Annotated in this window: 18 protein-coding genes, 1 tRNA gene and 1 pseudogene; 16 read left to right on the top strand and 4 right to left on the bottom strand. The window is 31.4% G+C overall.

Annotated elements, in window-relative coordinates; all coding sequences use genetic code 4:
• Window positions 1–5: 5 nt before the first annotated feature.
• The 15 genes from GvMRE_RS00180 (at window position 6) to tsaD (ending at window position 16,230) form a co-directional block, all read left to right on the top strand.
• On the top strand, window positions 6–1,004 hold the full coding sequence (locus tag GvMRE_RS00180) for a hypothetical protein (protein ID WP_147409240.1): 999 nt from the start codon (window positions 6–8) through the stop codon (window positions 1,002–1,004).
• A complete protein-coding gene (locus GvMRE_RS00185) occupies window positions 1,004–1,981 on the top strand; it encodes a hypothetical protein (protein ID WP_147409242.1) in 978 nt (325 codons plus the stop codon). The genes GvMRE_RS00180 and GvMRE_RS00185 overlap by 1 nt, the downstream gene beginning before the upstream one ends.
• A gap of 1 nt (window position 1,982) precedes the next feature.
• Window positions 1,983–2,213: a hypothetical protein gene (locus GvMRE_RS00190; RefSeq protein ID WP_147409243.1), complete on the top strand. Its 231-nt coding sequence runs from the start codon at window positions 1,983–1,985 to the stop codon at window positions 2,211–2,213.
• Between the two features lie 2 nt (window positions 2,214–2,215).
• Window positions 2,216–2,776 (top strand): hypothetical protein, encoded by a 561-nt coding sequence (locus tag GvMRE_RS00195; protein WP_147409245.1) that lies wholly within the window; start codon window positions 2,216–2,218, stop codon window positions 2,774–2,776.
• Window positions 2,777–3,222: 446 nt separating this feature from the next.
• On the top strand, window positions 3,223–3,822 hold the full coding sequence (locus tag GvMRE_RS00200) for a hypothetical protein (protein WP_147409247.1): 600 nt from the start codon (window positions 3,223–3,225) through the stop codon (window positions 3,820–3,822).
• Window positions 3,823–3,916: 94 nt separating this feature from the next.
• On the top strand, window positions 3,917–6,007 hold the full coding sequence (locus GvMRE_RS00205; protein ID WP_147409249.1) for an AAA family ATPase: 2,091 nt from the start codon (window positions 3,917–3,919) through the stop codon (window positions 6,005–6,007).
• A 1-nt stretch (window position 6,008) separates the two neighbouring features.
• Window positions 6,009–9,242 (top strand): hypothetical protein, encoded by a 3,234-nt coding sequence (locus GvMRE_RS13320; protein ID WP_172575188.1) that lies wholly within the window; start codon window positions 6,009–6,011, stop codon window positions 9,240–9,242.
• A 1-nt stretch (window position 9,243) separates the two neighbouring features.
• Complete coding sequence (locus tag GvMRE_RS00215) at window positions 9,244–9,510, top strand: hypothetical protein (protein WP_147409251.1); 267 nt, start codon at window positions 9,244–9,246, stop codon at window positions 9,508–9,510.
• On the top strand, window positions 9,500–10,645 hold the full coding sequence (locus GvMRE_RS00220) for a phage DNA encapsidation protein (RefSeq protein ID WP_147409253.1): 1,146 nt from the start codon (window positions 9,500–9,502) through the stop codon (window positions 10,643–10,645). Before GvMRE_RS00215 ends, GvMRE_RS00220 begins: the two co-directional genes overlap by 11 nt.
• Before the next feature lie 157 nt (window positions 10,646–10,802).
• Window positions 10,803–10,878 (top strand) — tRNA-Arg (locus GvMRE_RS00225).
• Between the two features lie 24 nt (window positions 10,879–10,902).
• Complete coding sequence (locus GvMRE_RS00230; protein WP_147409255.1) at window positions 10,903–12,039, top strand: NusA N-terminal domain-containing protein; 1,137 nt, start codon at window positions 10,903–10,905, stop codon at window positions 12,037–12,039.
• A complete protein-coding gene (locus tag GvMRE_RS00235; RefSeq protein ID WP_147409256.1) occupies window positions 12,023–13,846 on the top strand; it encodes a translation initiation factor IF-2 in 1,824 nt (607 codons plus the stop codon). The genes GvMRE_RS00230 and GvMRE_RS00235 overlap by 17 nt, the downstream gene beginning before the upstream one ends.
• Window positions 13,836–14,180 carry a ribosome-binding factor A gene (locus GvMRE_RS00240; protein WP_147409258.1) on the top strand — a complete coding sequence of 115 codons (345 nt, stop codon included), beginning with the start codon at window positions 13,836–13,838 and terminating at the stop codon, window positions 14,178–14,180. Before GvMRE_RS00235 ends, GvMRE_RS00240 begins: the two co-directional genes overlap by 11 nt.
• Entirely contained in the window at window positions 14,180–15,226 is a 1,047-nt protein-coding gene (locus GvMRE_RS00245) for a CBS domain-containing protein (RefSeq protein ID WP_147409260.1), read from the top strand. Before GvMRE_RS00240 ends, GvMRE_RS00245 begins: the two co-directional genes overlap by 1 nt.
• 29 nt (window positions 15,227–15,255) lie before the next feature.
• A complete protein-coding gene (tsaD, locus tag GvMRE_RS00250) occupies window positions 15,256–16,230 on the top strand; it encodes a tRNA (adenosine(37)-N6)-threonylcarbamoyltransferase complex transferase subunit TsaD (RefSeq protein WP_147409262.1) in 975 nt (324 codons plus the stop codon).
• On the opposite strand, the gene GvMRE_RS00255 is transcribed toward tsaD, so the two are convergent.
• The 4 genes and pseudogenes from GvMRE_RS00255 to tnpA all read right to left on the bottom strand — a co-directional run bounded on the left by GvMRE_RS00255 (window position 16,227) and on the right by tnpA (window position 18,847).
• The gene (locus tag GvMRE_RS00255) at window positions 16,227–16,973 is read right to left on the bottom strand and encodes a hypothetical protein (protein ID WP_147409264.1); all 747 of its coding nucleotides are present in this window, start codon (window positions 16,971–16,973) and stop codon (window positions 16,227–16,229) included. The two genes, tsaD and GvMRE_RS00255, sit on opposite strands and share 4 nt — an antisense overlap.
• Before the next feature lie 287 nt (window positions 16,974–17,260).
• The gene (locus tag GvMRE_RS14070) at window positions 17,261–18,157 is read right to left on the bottom strand and encodes an RNA-guided endonuclease InsQ/TnpB family protein (protein ID WP_342766876.1); all 897 of its coding nucleotides are present in this window, start codon (window positions 18,155–18,157) and stop codon (window positions 17,261–17,263) included.
• Window positions 18,043–18,453, bottom strand: a complete 411-nt coding sequence (locus GvMRE_RS00265; protein ID WP_147409266.1) for a hypothetical protein — start codon at window positions 18,451–18,453, stop codon at window positions 18,043–18,045. Before GvMRE_RS00265 ends, GvMRE_RS14070 begins: the two co-directional genes overlap by 115 nt.
• A pseudogene (gene tnpA, locus GvMRE_RS00270) lies at window positions 18,440–18,847 on the bottom strand (IS200/IS605 family transposase). Before tnpA ends, GvMRE_RS00265 begins: the two are co-directional and overlap by 14 nt.
• Window positions 18,848–18,945: 98 nt before the next feature.
• Here tnpA and ndk point away from each other — a divergent pair.
• Entirely contained in the window at window positions 18,946–19,395 is a 450-nt protein-coding gene (gene ndk / locus GvMRE_RS00275; RefSeq protein WP_147409268.1) for a nucleoside-diphosphate kinase, read from the top strand.

Below are 19,395 nucleotides of genomic sequence, written 5' to 3' on the forward strand. Positions count from 1 at the left end.
CAATTATGACTTACAAAAGAACCATCTATTTTGAGGATGTTGCCCCGTATGGCAAACCTTATTATTTACTAATTGGCAAGAAACCAATAAAAGATAAATTAAAAGATTATGTGGATAATCCCGCTTTATTTAAAAAAGATTGAGAAGATTTTCACCAAGAATTAACCCAATTAGAAAAAGAAAGAGACCAAGCCAAGAAAGAAGTTCAAAAGCAAAAAGACGATAACCAAATATTAGTTAAATTTATCCAAAATGATTTAGGTTTTAATTCTTTTAATGATGCCAAAACATTTTTACAAGGAGAAAAATTAGCGGATGTTGTTGGTAAATTACAAACTGAAACCAAAAGTAGCGAAAAAGATAAAGAAACGTTGAAAAAACACAACACCAAATTAAAAGGAAATATTACTACTATTCAACAATTTTTAACTAAATGAGGAGTAAATAATTTAATTGATTTAAACCGCAAATTGGAAGCCCAAGAAAAAATATTAAATGATTTAGACAAAGAAATTGAAAAGAGAACCGAAAAACTAGAAAAAGAAAACGAAGAATTACAAACTATTTTAAATATTTATCAGAAATCAGATGCGTTAAGTTTTTTTGAAGTTTCCAGCCAAGAAGTAGTTAAAATTCTCAAACAACACCAGCAACATTTATATTATTTCTTTTACAGTGTTAGCGATAAAGAAAAAGAAATTAATTTATCTGAATGTCCGCAAATTTTCGATGATAGTTGTTTATTTTTTGGCACTTTTGACAATAATGAATTAAAAGTTAATTTAAACGATAATCAATTTGCCGTAATTAGTGTAAGAAGTAAGAACAAGCCAACTGATTATATTGGATTAACCAAGAATAAACTATTTATTGGTGATAAAGTAAGATTATTTAAAAATGATGAAGAATATGAAAGTGAGGAAGAGGATAGTAAAAGTTCGGCAAGTGGTTCAACTTCTACCCCAACAAAAAATAAATGGTGAAGAAAAGGAGGAAATAAATAATGACAAAAACAGGCGATTTTGTAGATATTTTTGATTTATCTAATTACACTAATTTAAATAATTGAAGTTGAGAAGGAAAATTAAAAAGAAAATTTTATAACCATTATGTCGGAATTAGCCGACTAGAAGGACAAGGACCATTAAAAGATTTGTGAGCCGATGTTGAATGGCAAATGATAATTCAAGGAGAAATTGCCGTAATTGAATTAGTTGAGAACAGTGGCGAATGATTTTTAGCGGTTGTTGCCCTTAAAGACGAAACAACCAAAGAAAAGAAAATCAAACGAACCCGTGGCGGAATAGAAAGCGTAAGTTTTATTTTACTAGACGATGCCACCAAAGAGGAAATAAACGGAGGCAACGGAGAAAAACCTGAAAATATTGCCGAAAAAAACTGAATTGGAGATAGATTTTTAATTTTTAAGAATGACCGAAGTGGAACCCCCATGTTAGGAAGTGATTTTGCCGAGATGTGTGAGGATTTAGACAATTTTTATCAATTAATTAAATGAGACGCAGGACAAGCCAAAAAGCGTTTTATTTTAATTCTACCGAGTAAACCCGATGACGAAAAATGAGCGGATGTAGTTAATAGTTGAGAAATTGGAATATTAACCTTAATAACTCTACTAAAAGAACCTTCGAGTAAAGATAAAGGAATTAAAATGAGTGATATTAAATATGACACCTATGCCGACCCCGAACAAGGAAAACAACGCGACCAATTATGACGAGATTTATATAATCTATTAAGTTTAATTAAAAGTTTTCATGGGATAAGACATATTAACCAAATGGACGCCCAAGATAAAGAAAGGCAGAGTGTTCCCGAAATTTATTTAAGTTCGGATGAGTTTAATGCGTGAGAATATTTACATTGACACGAAAGAGATAAAGTGTTAAGAGAAGCCCAAAAAAAGATGAAAGGAAGTAAATATCGTTTAAGATACGGACAAATTAGCGAAGGAAATTTTTAAGATGAAAAGTAAAAGATGAAATAAGATTACTTGTGGCAATTGTCATAAATTACACGATGCCGATAATTTAATACCTGACTTAAAAAATAATCGTTATTTATGCGATAGTTGTTATGAGCCAAGAGAAAATATTAACGAAGAAAAAAAAGACTGACAAAATGATGAAGAAAATATAAGTAAAGAAAATAATAAATATCAAAAAGGAGAATTAAGATTTAAACGAGGATTATAATTATGATTAACTGACAAGAACACGGAAATCCATTTTTAGATTTTACCGAAGAGATAACCCAAGCATGAAATAAATTAGGATTTGGCAAAAATTCTTGTAAAGAGTGGTTAGACATCGGATTAAAAGCGTTAGATTATGATTACGCTTATTGATTAGAATTAAAAGGATATAACCCTGAATGAGTTTTAAATTACAATAACCAAAATGGAATTAATTTGAGAAAAGATTACGAAAAGTTTGTTAAAAAACAAGCCAAAAAAAAGAAACCTAAAATAAAAACTGAAACAGAAAAACCAAAAGACCCTTATTCTTGTAAAATTTGTGATAACACTACTTTTCTAAACTTTAAAGATTACTTAAAACTACACGGGAAACATAAATTAAACTGAAAAGACCCTTGAATAGAAAAAATAACTAAACCTTTTCCTAAACAGTTTCCAGGATTTATCCAAAAAACTTATATTTGTCAAGAATGTAAAGGAGAACAACATTTAAAAACTTGTTCTTATTTTAGAGATTACCAAAAAGTAAATGTTGAAAATACGGAGAGAGAGAGAGAGTAAAAAAGACACCATCGAGGAAGAATACTTTACCGCCGAAGAAGATTAACATAACATTTTCTGATTATTGAAACAGTGAATTAACTTACGGTGATTGTTTTGACATTCACCCAATAAACTTAAAAGTTGATGGAAAGTTAATTAATAAAATTGAATTTGATATTAAATGAAAAAAATACATTTGCGAGAATAAAGATAAAGAAGGATTTTTTACTGTTGAAAGTAGTAAATATATAATTAGTGTTTACAGTGATAAATATTGATTACTAGAATTTGAAGAAATTGAGAAAATAACCCACCATAAATAAAAGCCGTTTTATCAGTAAAAATTAATTATATGTGGTTAACTTACCAAAAATAAATTTAAGCGTTTTCTTTTAATGATATTGTTGTTGTTATCAGGAGAAAAAGAAACATATTTAGAAAAGTGGAAAAATACAAAAATAATCATGGTGGAAGAAAAAAAAGATAAATTACAGCAAGAATTAAATAAAAAAATCAAACTAGGTGTCAAACCTAGTGATTTAAAGAAACAAAAGGCAAAAAATAGCCAAACCAACTCTAACCAACTACTAACCCCGCCACTAACACCACCATTAAAACCAGTAAAAGAAATATCCGACCAGAACCCAAAAATTATTCAAACTCAACACGAAGTAATTGTTAATCAACAAAAAAAACTAAACCAAGCCCAAGACAGAATAAAAGAACTTGAAAAATCACAGAAAGAAAAGCAAAAAGAATTGAAAAAGAAACTAAACAAAGAAATTAAAGAAATAGTTAAAGAAGATGACAAACCTAGCGAAGTAAAAAAGAAAGTAGATATTAGAAATAGTGTTGGTTTAGACCGTTCGCAAAAAACTTTTAATATTTTGTGTGATACTTGTGGAAATTATAAACCTAACGAACATTTAAATTTAAAAAAATTAAACAGTGGTTTAGGAATGGATTTAACTAAACTATATCAAATGTGCGATGATTGTGTAAATAGTGGACGGTGAGACTTAAAAACAGAACGAAAAGACGATTGAGACCCGATTAATTGATAACATTTTACTACTTTTAAACTAATTCAATTGAATTATTAATTGAAATATATTTATATATTTCTTTTTTCTCAACGAGTTTAAAATACTTAATAATATGTCAGAGGTAGTAAGTATTTGACAACAATATAATAACTTGTGAGACGAATACCGCACCGAGTTTTTAAGTAAAGAAACTAGTTGAGGAGACAGGAAAGTTCATGTATTAGTAGCCCACACAGTTTACCAATATTATCGTTATTCGGACTTTTTTATGTCGTCCAACAAGTTCAGAGGACATTTTTTAGCCAAAATTAAAGCATGAAGCGTAGAAATAGGAGCCAAGCAGAAAATATACGATAATTTATTAGGTGATTTAAAGTTAAAAGACAAAGACCTTTATAAAGTAGTAGTTAAAGACATTACTAAACTAGATATTGATGTTAAAACCGAACACAGTAAAGTTAATAAGAAAATTACTACTGAACCGCAAACTACCGACTTTACTAATATACCTTATACCCCAGGAGAGGACATGATTGGGGAAACTTATGGAAGAAGCCAGTTAGTTAAGCAACAAAAGAAAGATATTAAAAAGTTAACCACCGAGGAAATTACGGGAAGGAGAGTAAAAGAAGGCGACACTATTGAATATAAGCCGACTTTTGATAAAGAATTTGGAGACCGAGACACCGACCGCACTATTACTACCGAAGGCGATAGGATGTGATTAGGGAGATTAATAAACATTGTGGAAAAATTACAGTGGTCGCCCACCGAAATCATTGACAGTTTTGCGTATTTATTTGTTGGTATTTATGCCCCGCAAGGTAAATTCATCATTACCAAATTAGGACGAAAAAAATGAATACCTTATACGAGAGAAGAAATAGAGGAAGAAGAAGAGGAAGAAGAAGAGGAAGAAGAAGAGGAAGAAACATCAACCAAGAAAAAAATTAAAAAGACTGATGATGCGGATATTACCCTAGCGGAATATAAAAAAATGGTTGAAGAAGGAAAGCCTGTCGCCAAATCTTATTATTTAGAGCGGATAACTAGATACCGAGTGAGAAAAGAACGAGAAAAGGCACCAGTAGGAAGTTTAACAGGTTTAGCGATAGAAAAACAGAAAGAATTAGCGGACGGACTAATAAAAGCGTGAACTGATGACCCTGTAATACCAGATTTGGAGAAATTTGACGAAATAATGAACGGAGTAATGGGATACGAGGAATTTAAGAATGAATTAAAAATTTACATTCTTAACCTTGCCGAGAACCTGGAACAAGGAATATATGAATTACCTGACGAAATGAAAACTGTTTTTGTGTTGTTAGGAAAACCAGGAACAGGAAAAAGTTTTATTAGTGAAATGTTAAGTGAAGCGACAGGATGATATTTAATAAATATTGATTTAGGAGGACGAAAAGACACCGAAATTTTAGAAGGAACTACGCCCGCCGTGAAAGGTGCGTTCACAGGTAGATTATGCCAAGGATTTGCGACAGGAAAACAGAGAATGCCAATTATTCTTTTAGATGAATTTGAAAAAGTGGCAGGAGAAGGTTTAAATATGATGTTAGGTAATGTTTTAGATATTAAGAAAAATAAGAACTGACAAGACCAATTTTTAGGTTTTGAGGTGGATATTTCTAATGCCATATTTTTAGCGACTGCCAATTATGCCGACCAAGTTCCCGATTTCGTTCAAGATAGAGCGAAGTTTATTAATATTCCTCTTTATTCTTACGAACAACGACTAAATTATGCGATGGGAATGTTGAAAAAGAAATTAAGTAAAGACCCATTAACTTCTAAATATGCCGACCAATTGACAGAAGATTTTTGTAGGTTAATCATTACCGAAACATGAGGACTACGACAAACTAATTTAAATATGTCGGAAATGTATAAAAAGTTGAGAGGTTATGCGATATTAGCAAAAAAAGGCAAGGGAACCGCCATTGACGATATAACTGATTATGAAACTATTGAAACTACCCCAACCCGTTTTAATTTGAAGTATGCCAATAATAACCGCATTGATTTAGTAAGAGTAAGAAGCGGAGATGCCGAATATGGACTAGATGGAAAAACAATAACAAGTTATAAATGATTAGGAGATATGGAAGAAGCCGTCTGACCTGATTTTTACACTGATGACTATACTATCTTTACTGTTCCGCCAAAGGTAGTATATACAAAATAATATGAAGAGCCAAGAACCAAAATTAATCAGAGATTTAAGCGATATTCGAGTAAACCCCGAACATTGAATACAAAAATATAATTTAATTGAATTTGTGTACTCCAAAGGACGCCCATGATGAACGAAAGATTATTATTATATCCCTCATTACCAAAGATATAATGAAGGGACAAAATGATATAAAAATACTGAATTTGGAGAATATAATTGTAAAATAGTTAAGAATGAGAATAACGAAATAGAATTAATAACCCGTAATTCTTATGGACCGCCCGCCGATATTTACTGAAAACAATTTGATTTATTAAGACAGATAAAGAAAAAGTTAGGAGCCGAATGGAGAAGAAGCGATGACGAATTATGAAAAGAATTATCAGGAGAAAGAGGATATTATAGCTATAATGAAGAAGAAAGAGATTTAGAATGAGAAGAAGAACCCGACATCATTAATTTTCCTTCTGCCGAATTTATAAAAGAAGGCGAAACCAGTAAAGGTAAAAACAAAGAAACCGAGGAAAGTTTACAGGATGATAAAGAAAAAATATTAAAAGAATATCGCCAAAGTATTCATAATTTAGGAAAAAGTAATGACCCTGATGAATTTATTAAAAGCCAACATAAACATTTATACCAAGAAGAATACGATAAATTAAAAGAATTAAAAACAAAAAAAGATGGATTAGGACCCGAACAAGTTCAAAAAAGTTATGACTTAAACCGCCCTGATTTAGCGATATTGTGAAGAAAACAACTTTATTTTATTATTGATTTTCAGTATGTTAATAATTATCAGTTATGAGTTTGAATTAGAGCGAGAAAATGCCCGTTATCTTTATATTACTGAAATTGACAAAGAAGCCAAGGAAGAGGAATATTAGAACAAGGACCAATAATTAAAGAAGGAATTTTAGAAGAAGACGGAACACCCAAGAATTTAATGCAAAGTGCCAGAATGCATTATGAATTTTGCGGAGAATTAGGAATTAAGCGGACTTATCAGAGTGAATTTAAAACTTATCAACCAAGATTTAGTTTATTTAGAGCGTTCCCCGTAGGAAAGAAAAATGTTGCCAATAATCCTGATATCAACAATAATCCATTTTGAGCGGTTAAAAAACAAAGAGGCGACCAAAGCGAAGGTTTATGTATTCCTACTGATATTTATTTAAATCAACTTGCCGACCGTAATGCGATAATGGATGCCCTAAAATCAAATCCAATAACAGGTATCTTTAAACTTCTTATTAAATTCATCAGAGGTAAGAAAATTACCAAAGAAACTACGGTAAAAACAGGCGGAGAAGGTGGCGGTGGTGAAGGAACCATTACTGAAACTGAAACCTATGATGAAACAATGGACCCACAAGCGGAAATCCAACAACTTCTTAATGATGTTCTAGGAGGAAAAGTATTTTTAACAGTTGGACCACAAGAACATAATGACGGCAAGGCATTTTTTTCGAAGATGGAAGACCACGAGGAAGTTATTTTTAAAGAGACCGAAGAACAATATGTTAGTAAGAATGAAGCCGAAGTCGCCAAATCTTATAAAAGGTGATTTAAAGAACAACCGCATTTATGAGACCATACCACTTTTCAATTTTATCTATTCAATAATATCACTATGACCGCCAACGGTCAGTTTATAGGTATTAGATATGATAAAGAAAAAGACCAATTTATTTTACCCTACAAACTCTTTATCAACCATGCCCCAGGCGTTTTAGTTTATCGTTGAGAATTCCAAAATATAATTGTCAAATGTGAGATAAAATGTATTGGTGCGTTTCAGGATAATTTTGCCCCTTTAAAAATTATCACTTCTTTTCAAATTTTAGGAACAGGTTTAGGAATTAACCCCGCGGGAATTGTAATGGATAGTTTAAGGCAAGAAGAAAACCAATTAAAAGAAAATCCTACCAAAGAAGCCCAAACCGAAAGAATGTTTAAATCAACTTTATTCGATACTTTAAATAAATCAGTAGAACCGAAAATGTTTCACGGAAACACCATTGATTTTCACTATTCATTAAACGAATTTTTTACCCGTTTAAGCGAACCAGTATTTTTCTATCGAGTGGAAATGTCCGAACTTTTATTTAATAATCTTTGTTGAGCGAATAATAAATGTAAAATACTTTATTTACCTTTTCAATGAAACAGTTTAGCCAGTTGAACCCAAGGCAAAAAGGATGAGGAAAAAGGAACCGACACCCGCAAATTAGGTTATTGAAAATGGCGAGGAGTGATATTAAGGAATGATTATGACGGATTTTTTAGCGATATTATGAATAGAGGTTATTGGTTAGATGGTGGCGAGGACATAGAAAACCCGAAACTTGATTATCAACGACAAGAAGATTATGTAAAATCAGGAGGTAATGAATGAGATACTTATGAAGCGGAAGAAGAATATATTGAAAAAACTATAACTGAAACCAAAGAAGTTCAAAAAACCGACCATGCCGACAGTTTTGACAATATAACTAAACATGATAATCGAGTATTGTTTACTAATTCACCATATATTAAAGATAGTAATGGAAATGATGTATTATTAGGATTATTACAACAAACTCCAAACTGACAAGGAGGAAGTGGATATAGTGGATGAAATTATGGCGGAGGATGAACCAAAGACTTTACTATTCCCGCAGGAGTTTATAAATACTTTTGGAAAGTATGAACGGGACCAGAAAAAAGCGGAGAATTAAACAGTAAAAATCCTATCAAAGTTAAAATCAGTATGCGTGGTGGAGGGGGTAAAGGTGTTGGTGATGGCACAGTAGATATTGATTTTGAATGAACCCAAACCGAAACTATTACTAAAACAATTAGAGAAAGTGTATTTAAAGAGAAAAAAACTACAACGCAAGAAATAGATGCCGACAAATTAGAACGAGACGAAGAATTAGAAGAGGAAATTATTGAAGAGGAAGTGGAAAATGAAGAAGAAATGGAAAAAGAGGACGAAACGGAAAGCGGTATTGGCGTAATTGAAAAAGACAAAGAAAAAGAAGCGGAACGAGAACAAGAAAAGGAACAGGAAGAGGAAAAGGAGAAGGAAAACGAACAAGAGAAAGAAGATGAAACCGAAAAGGAAGACGAGACCGAAAAAGAGAAAGAAAAGGAAAAGGAACCAGAGAAGGAAAAAGAAAAAGAGGACGAGAAAGAAAGTGAAAGCGAAGAAGAAAGCGAAAACGAAGATGAAGAAGAAGTGGAGGAGGAAAATTAATATGGACGCAGGATGCACAGTGGCAATAACTACTTTAACTATGGCAATTTTAGGAATAGTTGCCATGTTCTTGAACTATAAAGCCAAAATAGATAAAAAAAGTATAACATTAGAGAAACATGACAAACAACACGAAATAAAACATCAACAAAACGAACAAAAAATAAAAGTTTTAGAAGAAAAAAACGGCAGCGAACAAAAACAGATAAACGAATTAAAAGAGGAAATAAGAGAATTAAAAGAAATTATTAGAAAATATGACAAATAACCTAATCTTCCCCGAAGGATATGCCGAAATCTATCAAAAATTCAGTGATTTATTAGATGAATTAGTAAATTATCTAACTTTAATTATCATTACTTCTCGCGGAACAGGCAAAAGCCATAATGTCAAAGTAAAAATACTAGAATGAATAACCAAAACTGACCGCGAATTAATTTGATTAAGGCGTAATTTTGATAATATTCGTAAATCTTCATTAGAACCTTGACGAAAAATATTGGATAAATATTGTTTTGAATATTCGGAAAATAAATATAAGCGTAAAGACTTTGAGGAAATATGAGAAGCCATAACCAGAGGCATTAAATATAAAAAAGTAATGCGTTTACATTTTATCGAACTTTATAAAAGTGAAGATGCCCGTGAACTACTAGACAAAAACACCGATATCTTTATGGATGAAGCGATACCTAATCCAAAAGGAAAGGACAAAACCAATTTAAAATATTTGGATGATGAAGATATTTTATACGATGAACTTTATGGAAGTGCGTGAAGAGAACGACCAAATTTAAAGAAAAGACTACCCAGAAAAATATTTGTTGCCAATCCTTACGATAGATTTGGACCTTTTATGAAACCTTTTAATAGTTATCTAAATAAAAACCTAAAAGAATTAAAAGAAAGATTATGAAAAGAAAAGTTAATTAGAATAGAAGTTGAGGAAGAAAATTTAAGAGGAGAAACAGAGAAATCTTTATTATTCCTTTTCGCTACCGAACACAAAAGAGAATTATTTGATAAAGAGTGAAACAATTTTTTCTTACCTAATGAAAAGTTAGGCATTATTGATTTGCCGAACAATTATGAGATACTTTATAAATTACAAGGATTTTATTATTGTCGCCAATTAAGAACAGGTAAATATTTTTTTGTCAGTGAGGGAAATAATAAATTATCTGCGCCAAGATGAACCGAAGAGATTTGTTTAACTAATGAGGATTTTAGAAGAAGTGAAAGAAAAAATAAAAGATTGTTAGATAATCAAGGTTTAAAAGAATTAGTGCGAGAATATTTAGAGGATTTAGACAGTAATATATTAAGATTTGCCGACTTCGAAAGTAGGCAACATGTCCTATTTAATGTTATTGATAAGGTGAAGTTAAATGTTAATTTATAATTTGATTGATTTTCAATTGAAACAAAAAATATAAAAAGTTGTAAAATATTATATTATGAAAACGAGTTTAAATAATTCGTTTGATTTGGAAGTTGTTGCGTTATCATTAAAATATATAATAATGAAAAATCTTTGTTTTGTTTGCATTTTTAAGTCTACGCCTATAGTTCAGCGGAAAGAATATCTGACTTCGGATCAGAGGGTCGGGGGTTCGAATCCTCCTAGGCGTACCAAGTTTAAAATAAAACTTATTTATAATGAACAGTAACAACACCACTTATCAACTAATCAAAAGTTTGGCGGAAAGAGAAAAAATTGCAGAAAGCCAAGTTATTGAATTGTTTATTTACGCCATCCAAGAAACTTATCGACAAAAAGCCAATGATCCAAAAGAATTACGGGTAACTTTTGATGAAAAAGAAAAACAATTTTTGGCTTATCAAGTTTATCGAATTGTGGAGAAAATTAATGACCCAAGCCAAGAAATCACTTCTGAAAATGAATTGTTTCAAGAAAAAAAAGCCCAAATTCAAGAAGATTGCTTGCTTTTACCATTAGATTTGAAAAAAATAACTACTTATGAAGAAATCTTGCCACAATTTCGCCTTTCCTTACAAAAAAGCCAGCAAAAAAGATGATATGAAGAATTTTTGCCTTTACAAGGAAAAATTCTGGAAGGAATAGTTCAAGAAGTTTATCCTCATTATTGTTTAGTAAGTTTACTAGAAGGAAAAGGAATTGGTTGTTGAAATAAAGATGAATGATTATCCCAAAAAGCCCCTAACGTAGGACAACAAAGAAGATTTTTAATTAAAGAAGTAAAAAAAGAAGGTGAATACGCTGTTAATCTTGCTTGTCGTGATGAAGAGTTTTTACGAAAACTATTAGAAATTGAAATTTTCGAAATCAAGAAAAGGGAAGTAATTGTTCGAGACATTTTGCGCCAACCAGGAGTAATTAGTAAAATAATTGTGTCCAGCAAAGACCCACGCATTAATGCGAAAGGTACTTGCATTGGAAAAGGAGGAGAACGAGTTAGAATCATTAAGCAGGAAATGGAGAAAGAAAGAGTTGAATTTGCGGAGTGAAAAGAAAACAGAAACGAGTTAATTGCCGAACTTCTTTTACCAACTACTGTCCTTTATCTTTGCAAATTACAGGGCAAAAAAGAACTGATAGTGGTTGTTTCACCAGAACAAAAGAGTTTAAGTTTAGCCTCAGAAGGCAAAATAATTCAATTAATTGAAGATTACCTGAAAACCAAAATTATCGTCCAAACTCCCGAAGAAATAAAGGAACAAAATGTCGTCATTCTTTGAACACCTGATAAAATAGGCTGGCAAGAAAGAACTAAAACTTATTCTGAAAAATGCCAATATGACCCAAGACAATAATCAACTATTGTTGGAATTACTTGAAAATAAATTATTTGCCAAAAATTGGCAAGAAATAAGAGATAAAATTTTTTTTTATGCTGGCAATTTGAAATTAACTGATTTAAGCCAGGCTTTTCAAGTTCCCGCTAAACAAATTATCACTTTCTTTTGGGACAAAGGAGTAATCGTTAATCAGGAACAAAATCTCTCACTGCCACTAATCAAAAGTTATTGTCAAAGTCACGGGGTAAAAGTTATAAAGCAAAAAAATTCTTCTTTTAATTCAATTATCGAAGAGTATCTTCACCAAATTGACCAGCAAGAAAATTTAGTTTCTCGTCCGCCAGTAGTCAGCATAATGGGGCATATTGACCACGGTAAAACTACTCTTTTAGATACTATTCGAGGCAGCCAAGTTCAAAAAGAAGAAAAAGGTGGCATTACCCAAAAAATCAGCATCTATCAAGTAATTTTTCAAGGAAAGAAAATAACTTTTTGTGACACTCCTGGACATAGCGACTTTATTAAAATGCGTCAACGAGGGATTTCCTTAACTGACTTAGTGGTACTAATAATTGATGCCAAAAGTGGCATAATGACTCAAACTAAAGAAATTATTAATTATCTCCATGAATATCAATTACCAGTAATCGTTTTTTTTAATCATAAAAGACCTGCCGAAACAGATAATGAAGTTAATTTAATTAAGTTAAAATCACAATTACAAGGGCAAGGCTTGACTCCCATGGAAATCATTTCTGGCAGTGCTCGAAAAAAAGAAGACGTCAACCAACTTTGTGAAAATATTCTCTTAACGAATGAAATTTATCAATGAAAAGCCAATCTGCAGTTACCGGCTTGTGGTTTGGTTGTTGACAGCAAATTAAGTTCAAAACTAGGAAAAATTGCTCTTCTTTTGGTTCAAAATGGTACTTTACGAGAAAAAGATTTACTTCTCACTAATGGAAAAATAGGAAAAATTAAAAGAATGACTGATTTTCAAAAAAAAATCCTTAACCAAGCTTTTCCTGGCGACCCAGTGCAAGTAATTGGCTTAGATTTTCTTGCCGAGGTTGGAGAAAAATTTTTAACTATTTCTGATGACAAAGTGGGCAAAAAAATCAGTAAATTATTAAGTGATTATCAAAAAGAAAGAAGCGAGATTGATTTTTCTAACCAGCCAACTATTTGGTTAAATCCCGAAATCGAAAAACAAAAAGTCATCAATTTATTAGTAATTGCTGATACCCAAGCCGCTTTGGAAGTGCTTACTGACCTAGTTGAAAACAAGACCATTAATGATTTATCTTTTCAAATCATTGCCAGTTCCGTCAGTAACATTCCCGACCAATTAATTAATTTAGCAAAAATCACTCGGAGTTATTTGCTCATCTTTAACTTAAAATTAAGTAAAGAAACTCATCAAAGATTCAAAGAGAACCAACTCAGATGATTTCAGAGCGACATCATTTATGAAGTAGAAGAAAAACTTGAGAAATTAATCCAACGAACCAAAGAAAAAAAGCAAGTAGAAAAGATATTAGGAACTGCCGAAGTCATAAAAATAATTTATTTCTCCAAAATCGGAAACATTGCTGGCTGCAAAGTAATCGACGAAAAGATCGAACGTAATAGTTTAGTGCATGTTTTTCGTAAAAGTCAAAAAATTTTTTCGGGAAAGATTAAAAGTTTACAAGTGGAAAAAGAAAAAGCAAGTGAAGCAAAGAAAGGTCAAGAATGTGGAATAGTGTTAGAAGGCTTTGATGATTTTCAAGAAAAAGACCAAATTATTAGTTATTGTTGGGAGGAAGAAGATGTTAGTTAAAACTAATTTTCACCACGCTAGGTTAGAAAGTTTATACACCAGGGAAATTGCTCTCATTTTTCAAAAATTAATTCAGCAAAAAGAGTTACCGCTTTTTTCCATTAGTTATTGTTCTTTAAGCACCAAGGCTGAAAACTTAAAAGTTTACTTAGTTTTCACCAATGAAAAAGACCAAAAATATCTTAATTTTATTAGCAAAAATTATTTACCTGTCGTTAAAAAACATCTTGCAAAGTCAAAAAAATTTGCCCGCTTGCCTAAAATAATTCTCTTGCTGGACCAAGAATTAAAGAAAATTAGTGATTTAGAAAAAATCATCCAAAAAATCCAATAATGTCTCAAACTCAATTCCTCGCAGAAAAACAAGGAGAAGTATTAAATATCTTCGCAAATATTATAATGATTTTTTTATTGTTATTTATTACTGGATTCTTAAACTTTATTTCCTCCCTGTATTCTGATATTGATATTTCCAAAGTTGATTTATCGAAAGTTAACCGAAGAAGAAAAAAAGTCAAAAAACTTATTTATATTATTAAAAATAATTACTTCCTTTTTGTAGGAACTTCAATCTTATCAGTGGTTTTGAATGTTGTCATTTCGCGAATTATCTTTGGCGGCTTTTTTGGACAGACTCTTATTACTCTTCCTAGCCAGGAAGCATGGAGTTGAGTTATTGAAATATTAACTATTCTTTTGTTAGTTGTTTTCACTGAAATCTTTGTGCGTTATCTCGCTGAAAGGGAATTTGCTAAGCGTCGAATACTTAATTCCTTTTTTCTTAATTCGGCTCATTTAATTACTCGAATGATGGCTTGACCTTTACGTTGGGTAATCAAAGAAAAAAAACTTTCTCCTTATCGGGAACAGGATCTTATTCGTTTAATAGGTAATTTAGAAGCGGAAAATGTTCTTGAAGCCCAAGAAGTCCGTTTATTAAAAGCAGCCTTTAATTTTGATGAAGAGAGTATTGCAAAGCACTTTAGACCCCGTAAAAAAGTAATTTTACTTTCCACAAAAATGACTTTTAAGGAAATTCAACAAATTTATTATAAATATCATTATACCCGCTACCCTGTCCTTTCCGAAGAACGAGAATTGGTCGGCATCTTAAATTTTAAAACACTTGGTTTAGAAATGAAAGATAAGCACGATGATTGACAAAAATTTATTGAAAAAAAAATTAATTATCTGGAAGTAAATGCTAAATTAAACACTGCTTTTGAAACTTGTCAAAAAACTTGTCAACATTTAATTATTGTGGTTGATAAACAAAAGAGGTTCATCGGTATTATTACTTTGGAAGATATTTTAGAAAACTTGGTAGGCAAAATTACAGATGAGAATGAAATCTCACAAAAAAGGGCTTCAGAAAGTTAACAACAAAATGATTTTAAAATTTTTTAATTATGATAATTCTTGCTGTTGAAACTAGTTGTGATGAAACTAGTATTGCCGTTTTGGAAAACAAAAAAGTTTTAAGCAACATTACCATTTCTCAAATTTGGGAACAGCAAAAATACGGAGGGATAGTTCCTGACCTAGCCGCAAAATTGCATTTAGAAAACATGCAAGAAGTTTTAAAAAAGGCTTTAGCAAAGGCTCAAATCGAGCAAGAAAAAATTGATTATATTGCTTATACGGAAAAACCAGGATTAGTTATTTGTTTACAAATTGGCAAAGTAATTGCCGAAACTCTTGCTCTTTATTTAAATAAACCGCTTATTCCTTGTAATCATTTGGAAGGACACATTTATGCCAGTTTGTTAGAAAACACAGAAGAGTGAAAATTTCCGGTTTTAGCCTTAGTAATTAGTGGTGGGCATACTCAACTTTATTATTTAAAAAAGCATTTAGATTTTGAACTGCTAGGGCAAACTTTAGATGATGCGGTTGGTGAATGCTTAGACAAAGTTTCTTTGCTTTTAGGTTATACTTATCCCGGAGGACCGGTTATCGAAAAATTGGCTTTAAGGGGAAAAAATACTTATCCTTTACCTTTAACTAAATTAGATGATACTTTTGATTTTAGTTTTAGTGGTTTAAAAACTGCTGTGCGACGAATAATTGAGCGAAAAAAGTTTGAAAATAATCTAACACAACTAAACATTAATGACTTGGCTTATTCTTTACAACATACTTTAGCAAAAATCTTGACTTTTAAAATTAAAAAGTTCCTTAATGAAAATAAAATTAATACTGTTGTTCTCGGCGGAGGGGTAATAGCAAATAAATACTTAACTGACTACATTCAGAAGTTTCTCCAAGATAAAAATATTAAACTATTTCTTCCGCAAAGAAAATATTGCACTGACAATGCTGCTATGATCGGGATTTTGGCTTATTATAAATTAATGAAAACGAGCAAAAATTTTTCTTTTTAGTTAAGATCAATTAGTCGATGAGGAACATAATCAAGCAAAATTTTTTCTACAATGGCTCTTTTTTCTTTTAAAGTATAAGTGTCTTTCTTTTTTACCAAATCAATTAGGAGATCAAGAATTTTAAATAAACTTGGAGAAGCCTGAAAGCGGTGAAAAATTACTCCATCACCAGTGCTCCAAAGTAAATAAACTTCTTTTTTGGTGCATAAATGCTGAATTAATAACTGAATTTGAAATGCTAAAAGAGTTAAGGGACTTTCATGCATTTTAATGTTATTAGTTTTCAATTCTACTATACAGTCATCAAATTCTAAATCAACGTAAGTAGCAATTAAAACTTCTTTGTAAAAAGTATGGTGTAATTTCTCACTTCTAAGAAAGCGTTTACTACCCAAATTTTTCTTATTTTGCTCTAAAAAACAAATTGTCTCTTTAAGTTTTTTTTGGACACTGAGACTAATAACTTTTTGGGTAGGACTATTGCCGGTTTGAACAAACTTTTGAATGATTTGGTGAAAAAGTTTGCCGTTATCAGCTGCTTTTCGCAAAACATATTCTGGTATTTGTTTATCTCCATACTCAATTAATTTTAAAATTTCTATCAAAGAACTTGGGCTTCAAGCTTTTTTTCCTTGATAATAAGGTCATAAAAGACCATTCTCTTTAACTTCATAAGTTATTTTTTTGGTTTCTGGCTCGCCAAAAGAAATTGCTTGCTTTTCTAGTTCATTTTTTGGTTCCATTACTATATATTATTTTTATTCATAACATTTGTCTAAATGTCTCAAAAGCGAAAAGTTATTCTTTCGACTGTGTTCATTTTCCAACTTGATTTAATTGTTTAATTTACACAAATGAAAGGTTATAAAATGTAAGTATCTGTATCCTAATTATAAAAACGATCTGCCTAAATTTATTAGGAATTTTTTAAAATGAACTACCCCTACTTGACTCTTACGAGTTTGAAGTAGGAGTTTCGTAGAGGTTAACTGTGAATTAATTACACAATTAACATGCCCGAGGCTAATCCCTAGCCCGTTTTAATTAAGCCTAATTTCTTTTGGGCTTTTCAGAGGATATTTTTGGCAGCATTAACATCTCTATCCTCTTTATAGCCACAACTAGGACAAAGAAAAGTTTCTTCGTCTTTTAACTCTTTATTGATTTTGCCACAATTGGCATTGGAACATCTTTTACTTGTATTGCTTGGACTTACAAACATGTATCATTTACCAGCACCCTTCGCCTTGTAAACGATAAAGAACGCCAATTTACCTCAACAGGCTTTCAACATTCCATCTCGGGTTCATTTGCCGACCTTTTTGTTTTCTTTGCTAACCATTTTGCTAGTTTCTAGTTTTTCAAGAGCCAGCAAATCAGATTTATCCACTAGTTCCCTTGAAGTTTTGTGGCACAAATCTTTCATTCGATTACTAGTTTTCTTTCCCATGCTTGACATCTTTGATTTTACTTTTTTTCAGTTACTACTACCTTTAACTTTTCGGTCTAATGACCTTTGGAATTCAATATATTTCTTTTCTATTTTGTTCCAGTATTCAGGATTAAAGAGTTTTCATCCTTCCGAAATAGCCAGTATTTTTCTAACTCCTCTATCTATGCCAAGCATTTTCTTAATTTCACTTAAAGGCATTTGAGGAGGGATTTCAATATCGCAAGCAATATTTAGAGTTCACTGGTTCTTTTTTCACGAAACGTTGATTATTTTTGTCTCGCCTTTTAGAGGATTGGTTAATTCAAATGGAATAATTATTTTGGGTTGTCTTTTACCCTCATGGTTTCCTTGGGATAGAATTAACTGGTTATCTTTAATTTGATAGCCTGATTGTTGGATCGAAAAACTGTCATGTCAGCCATTTTCAGTTTTTTCTCTTGGATAACCTGCTTTTTTTCCTCATATTTTTTTCAGGAGTTGAGAACTCTATTTGCTACTACTTCTCGGAGAGTTCAAGCAGGTATCTTATTTAATCAATTACAATTTGGCTGTTTTTTTAAGTCGGTTAAGTCTTTGGCTTGTTGATATTTACTAGGTTGCTTTAATCCTTGTTTATCACACTTAATTCTCTTGGTTAAAGCTCAATTATAGACAAAATTACAGCCTTTGGAAATGAATTGAAGTTGTTTTTTAGTTTCTTGGTTAGCTTTAATTTTTGCTTGATAAGTAATGGTTAGAATATTTTTCTTTTCTTGTTTAGATTTTTTCATAACTTTTTTGACCTTGATTTTGAATGTATTTTTTAATCACTTCTACTGAAACTCCTCCTGTTGTTAGTAAGCAAAAACTTCAACTCCAAAAATATTCTTTTCATAATTTCTCCCTAATGTCTGGGTATTCTTTTTTAATCAATCGTGAGGAAGCAGCTTTGTAAGCATTAATGAACTTGCTTAATTGAGAGTTAGGGTGAGCCTTGAATAAGCAGTGAATATGGTCTCCGTCATGGTTTCATTCTTGGAAAGTGATAGTTAGGGGCAATGTATTCAAAGATTTCTTTAAGCCTTTGAGAAATGGTTTTATTAATGACTTTTCTCCGATATTTAACTACGAATACAGAATGTATCAGAGTAAGAAAACTGAATGATTATTGCTATCGAGTTCCATATATTATATTTTAAGACTGAATGGAGTTTAGTAGTTAGCAATTCATCCCCTACCTGATTACGAGGTAGGTTCTTGCTGGATTAGGCTAAAAATTAAATATGAATGAAACCAGTCATCAAAAAGAAAAAACTTTTATTATGATTAAACCTGATGGAATAAAAAGGAAACTAGTTGGAGAAATTATTCAACGTTTAGAAAAAAAAGGATTTCAAATGCTGGCTCTAAAAATGCTTCAAGCAAATCGGAAAATTCTTGTAGAGCATTATACAGAATTAAAAGCAAAATTTTTCTTTGAAGAACTAATTGATTTTATGCTTTCAGGACCAGTTATTGCAATGATTTGACAAGGAGAAAACATTATTAATACTGCTCGTCAGATGCTTGGAGCAACTAATCCGGCTGAAGCCGCACCTGGAACTATCCGGGGAGATTTTTATCTTGGTCCACAACAAAAAATTAATGAAAATATTTGTCATGCTTCAGACAGCCTTGAAAGTGCTAAAAAAGAAACTGCTCTTTGATTTCCCAAAAAAAATTATACTTGATAA

The sequence above is a fragment of the endosymbiont GvMRE of Glomus versiforme genome, from assembly GCF_003546845.1.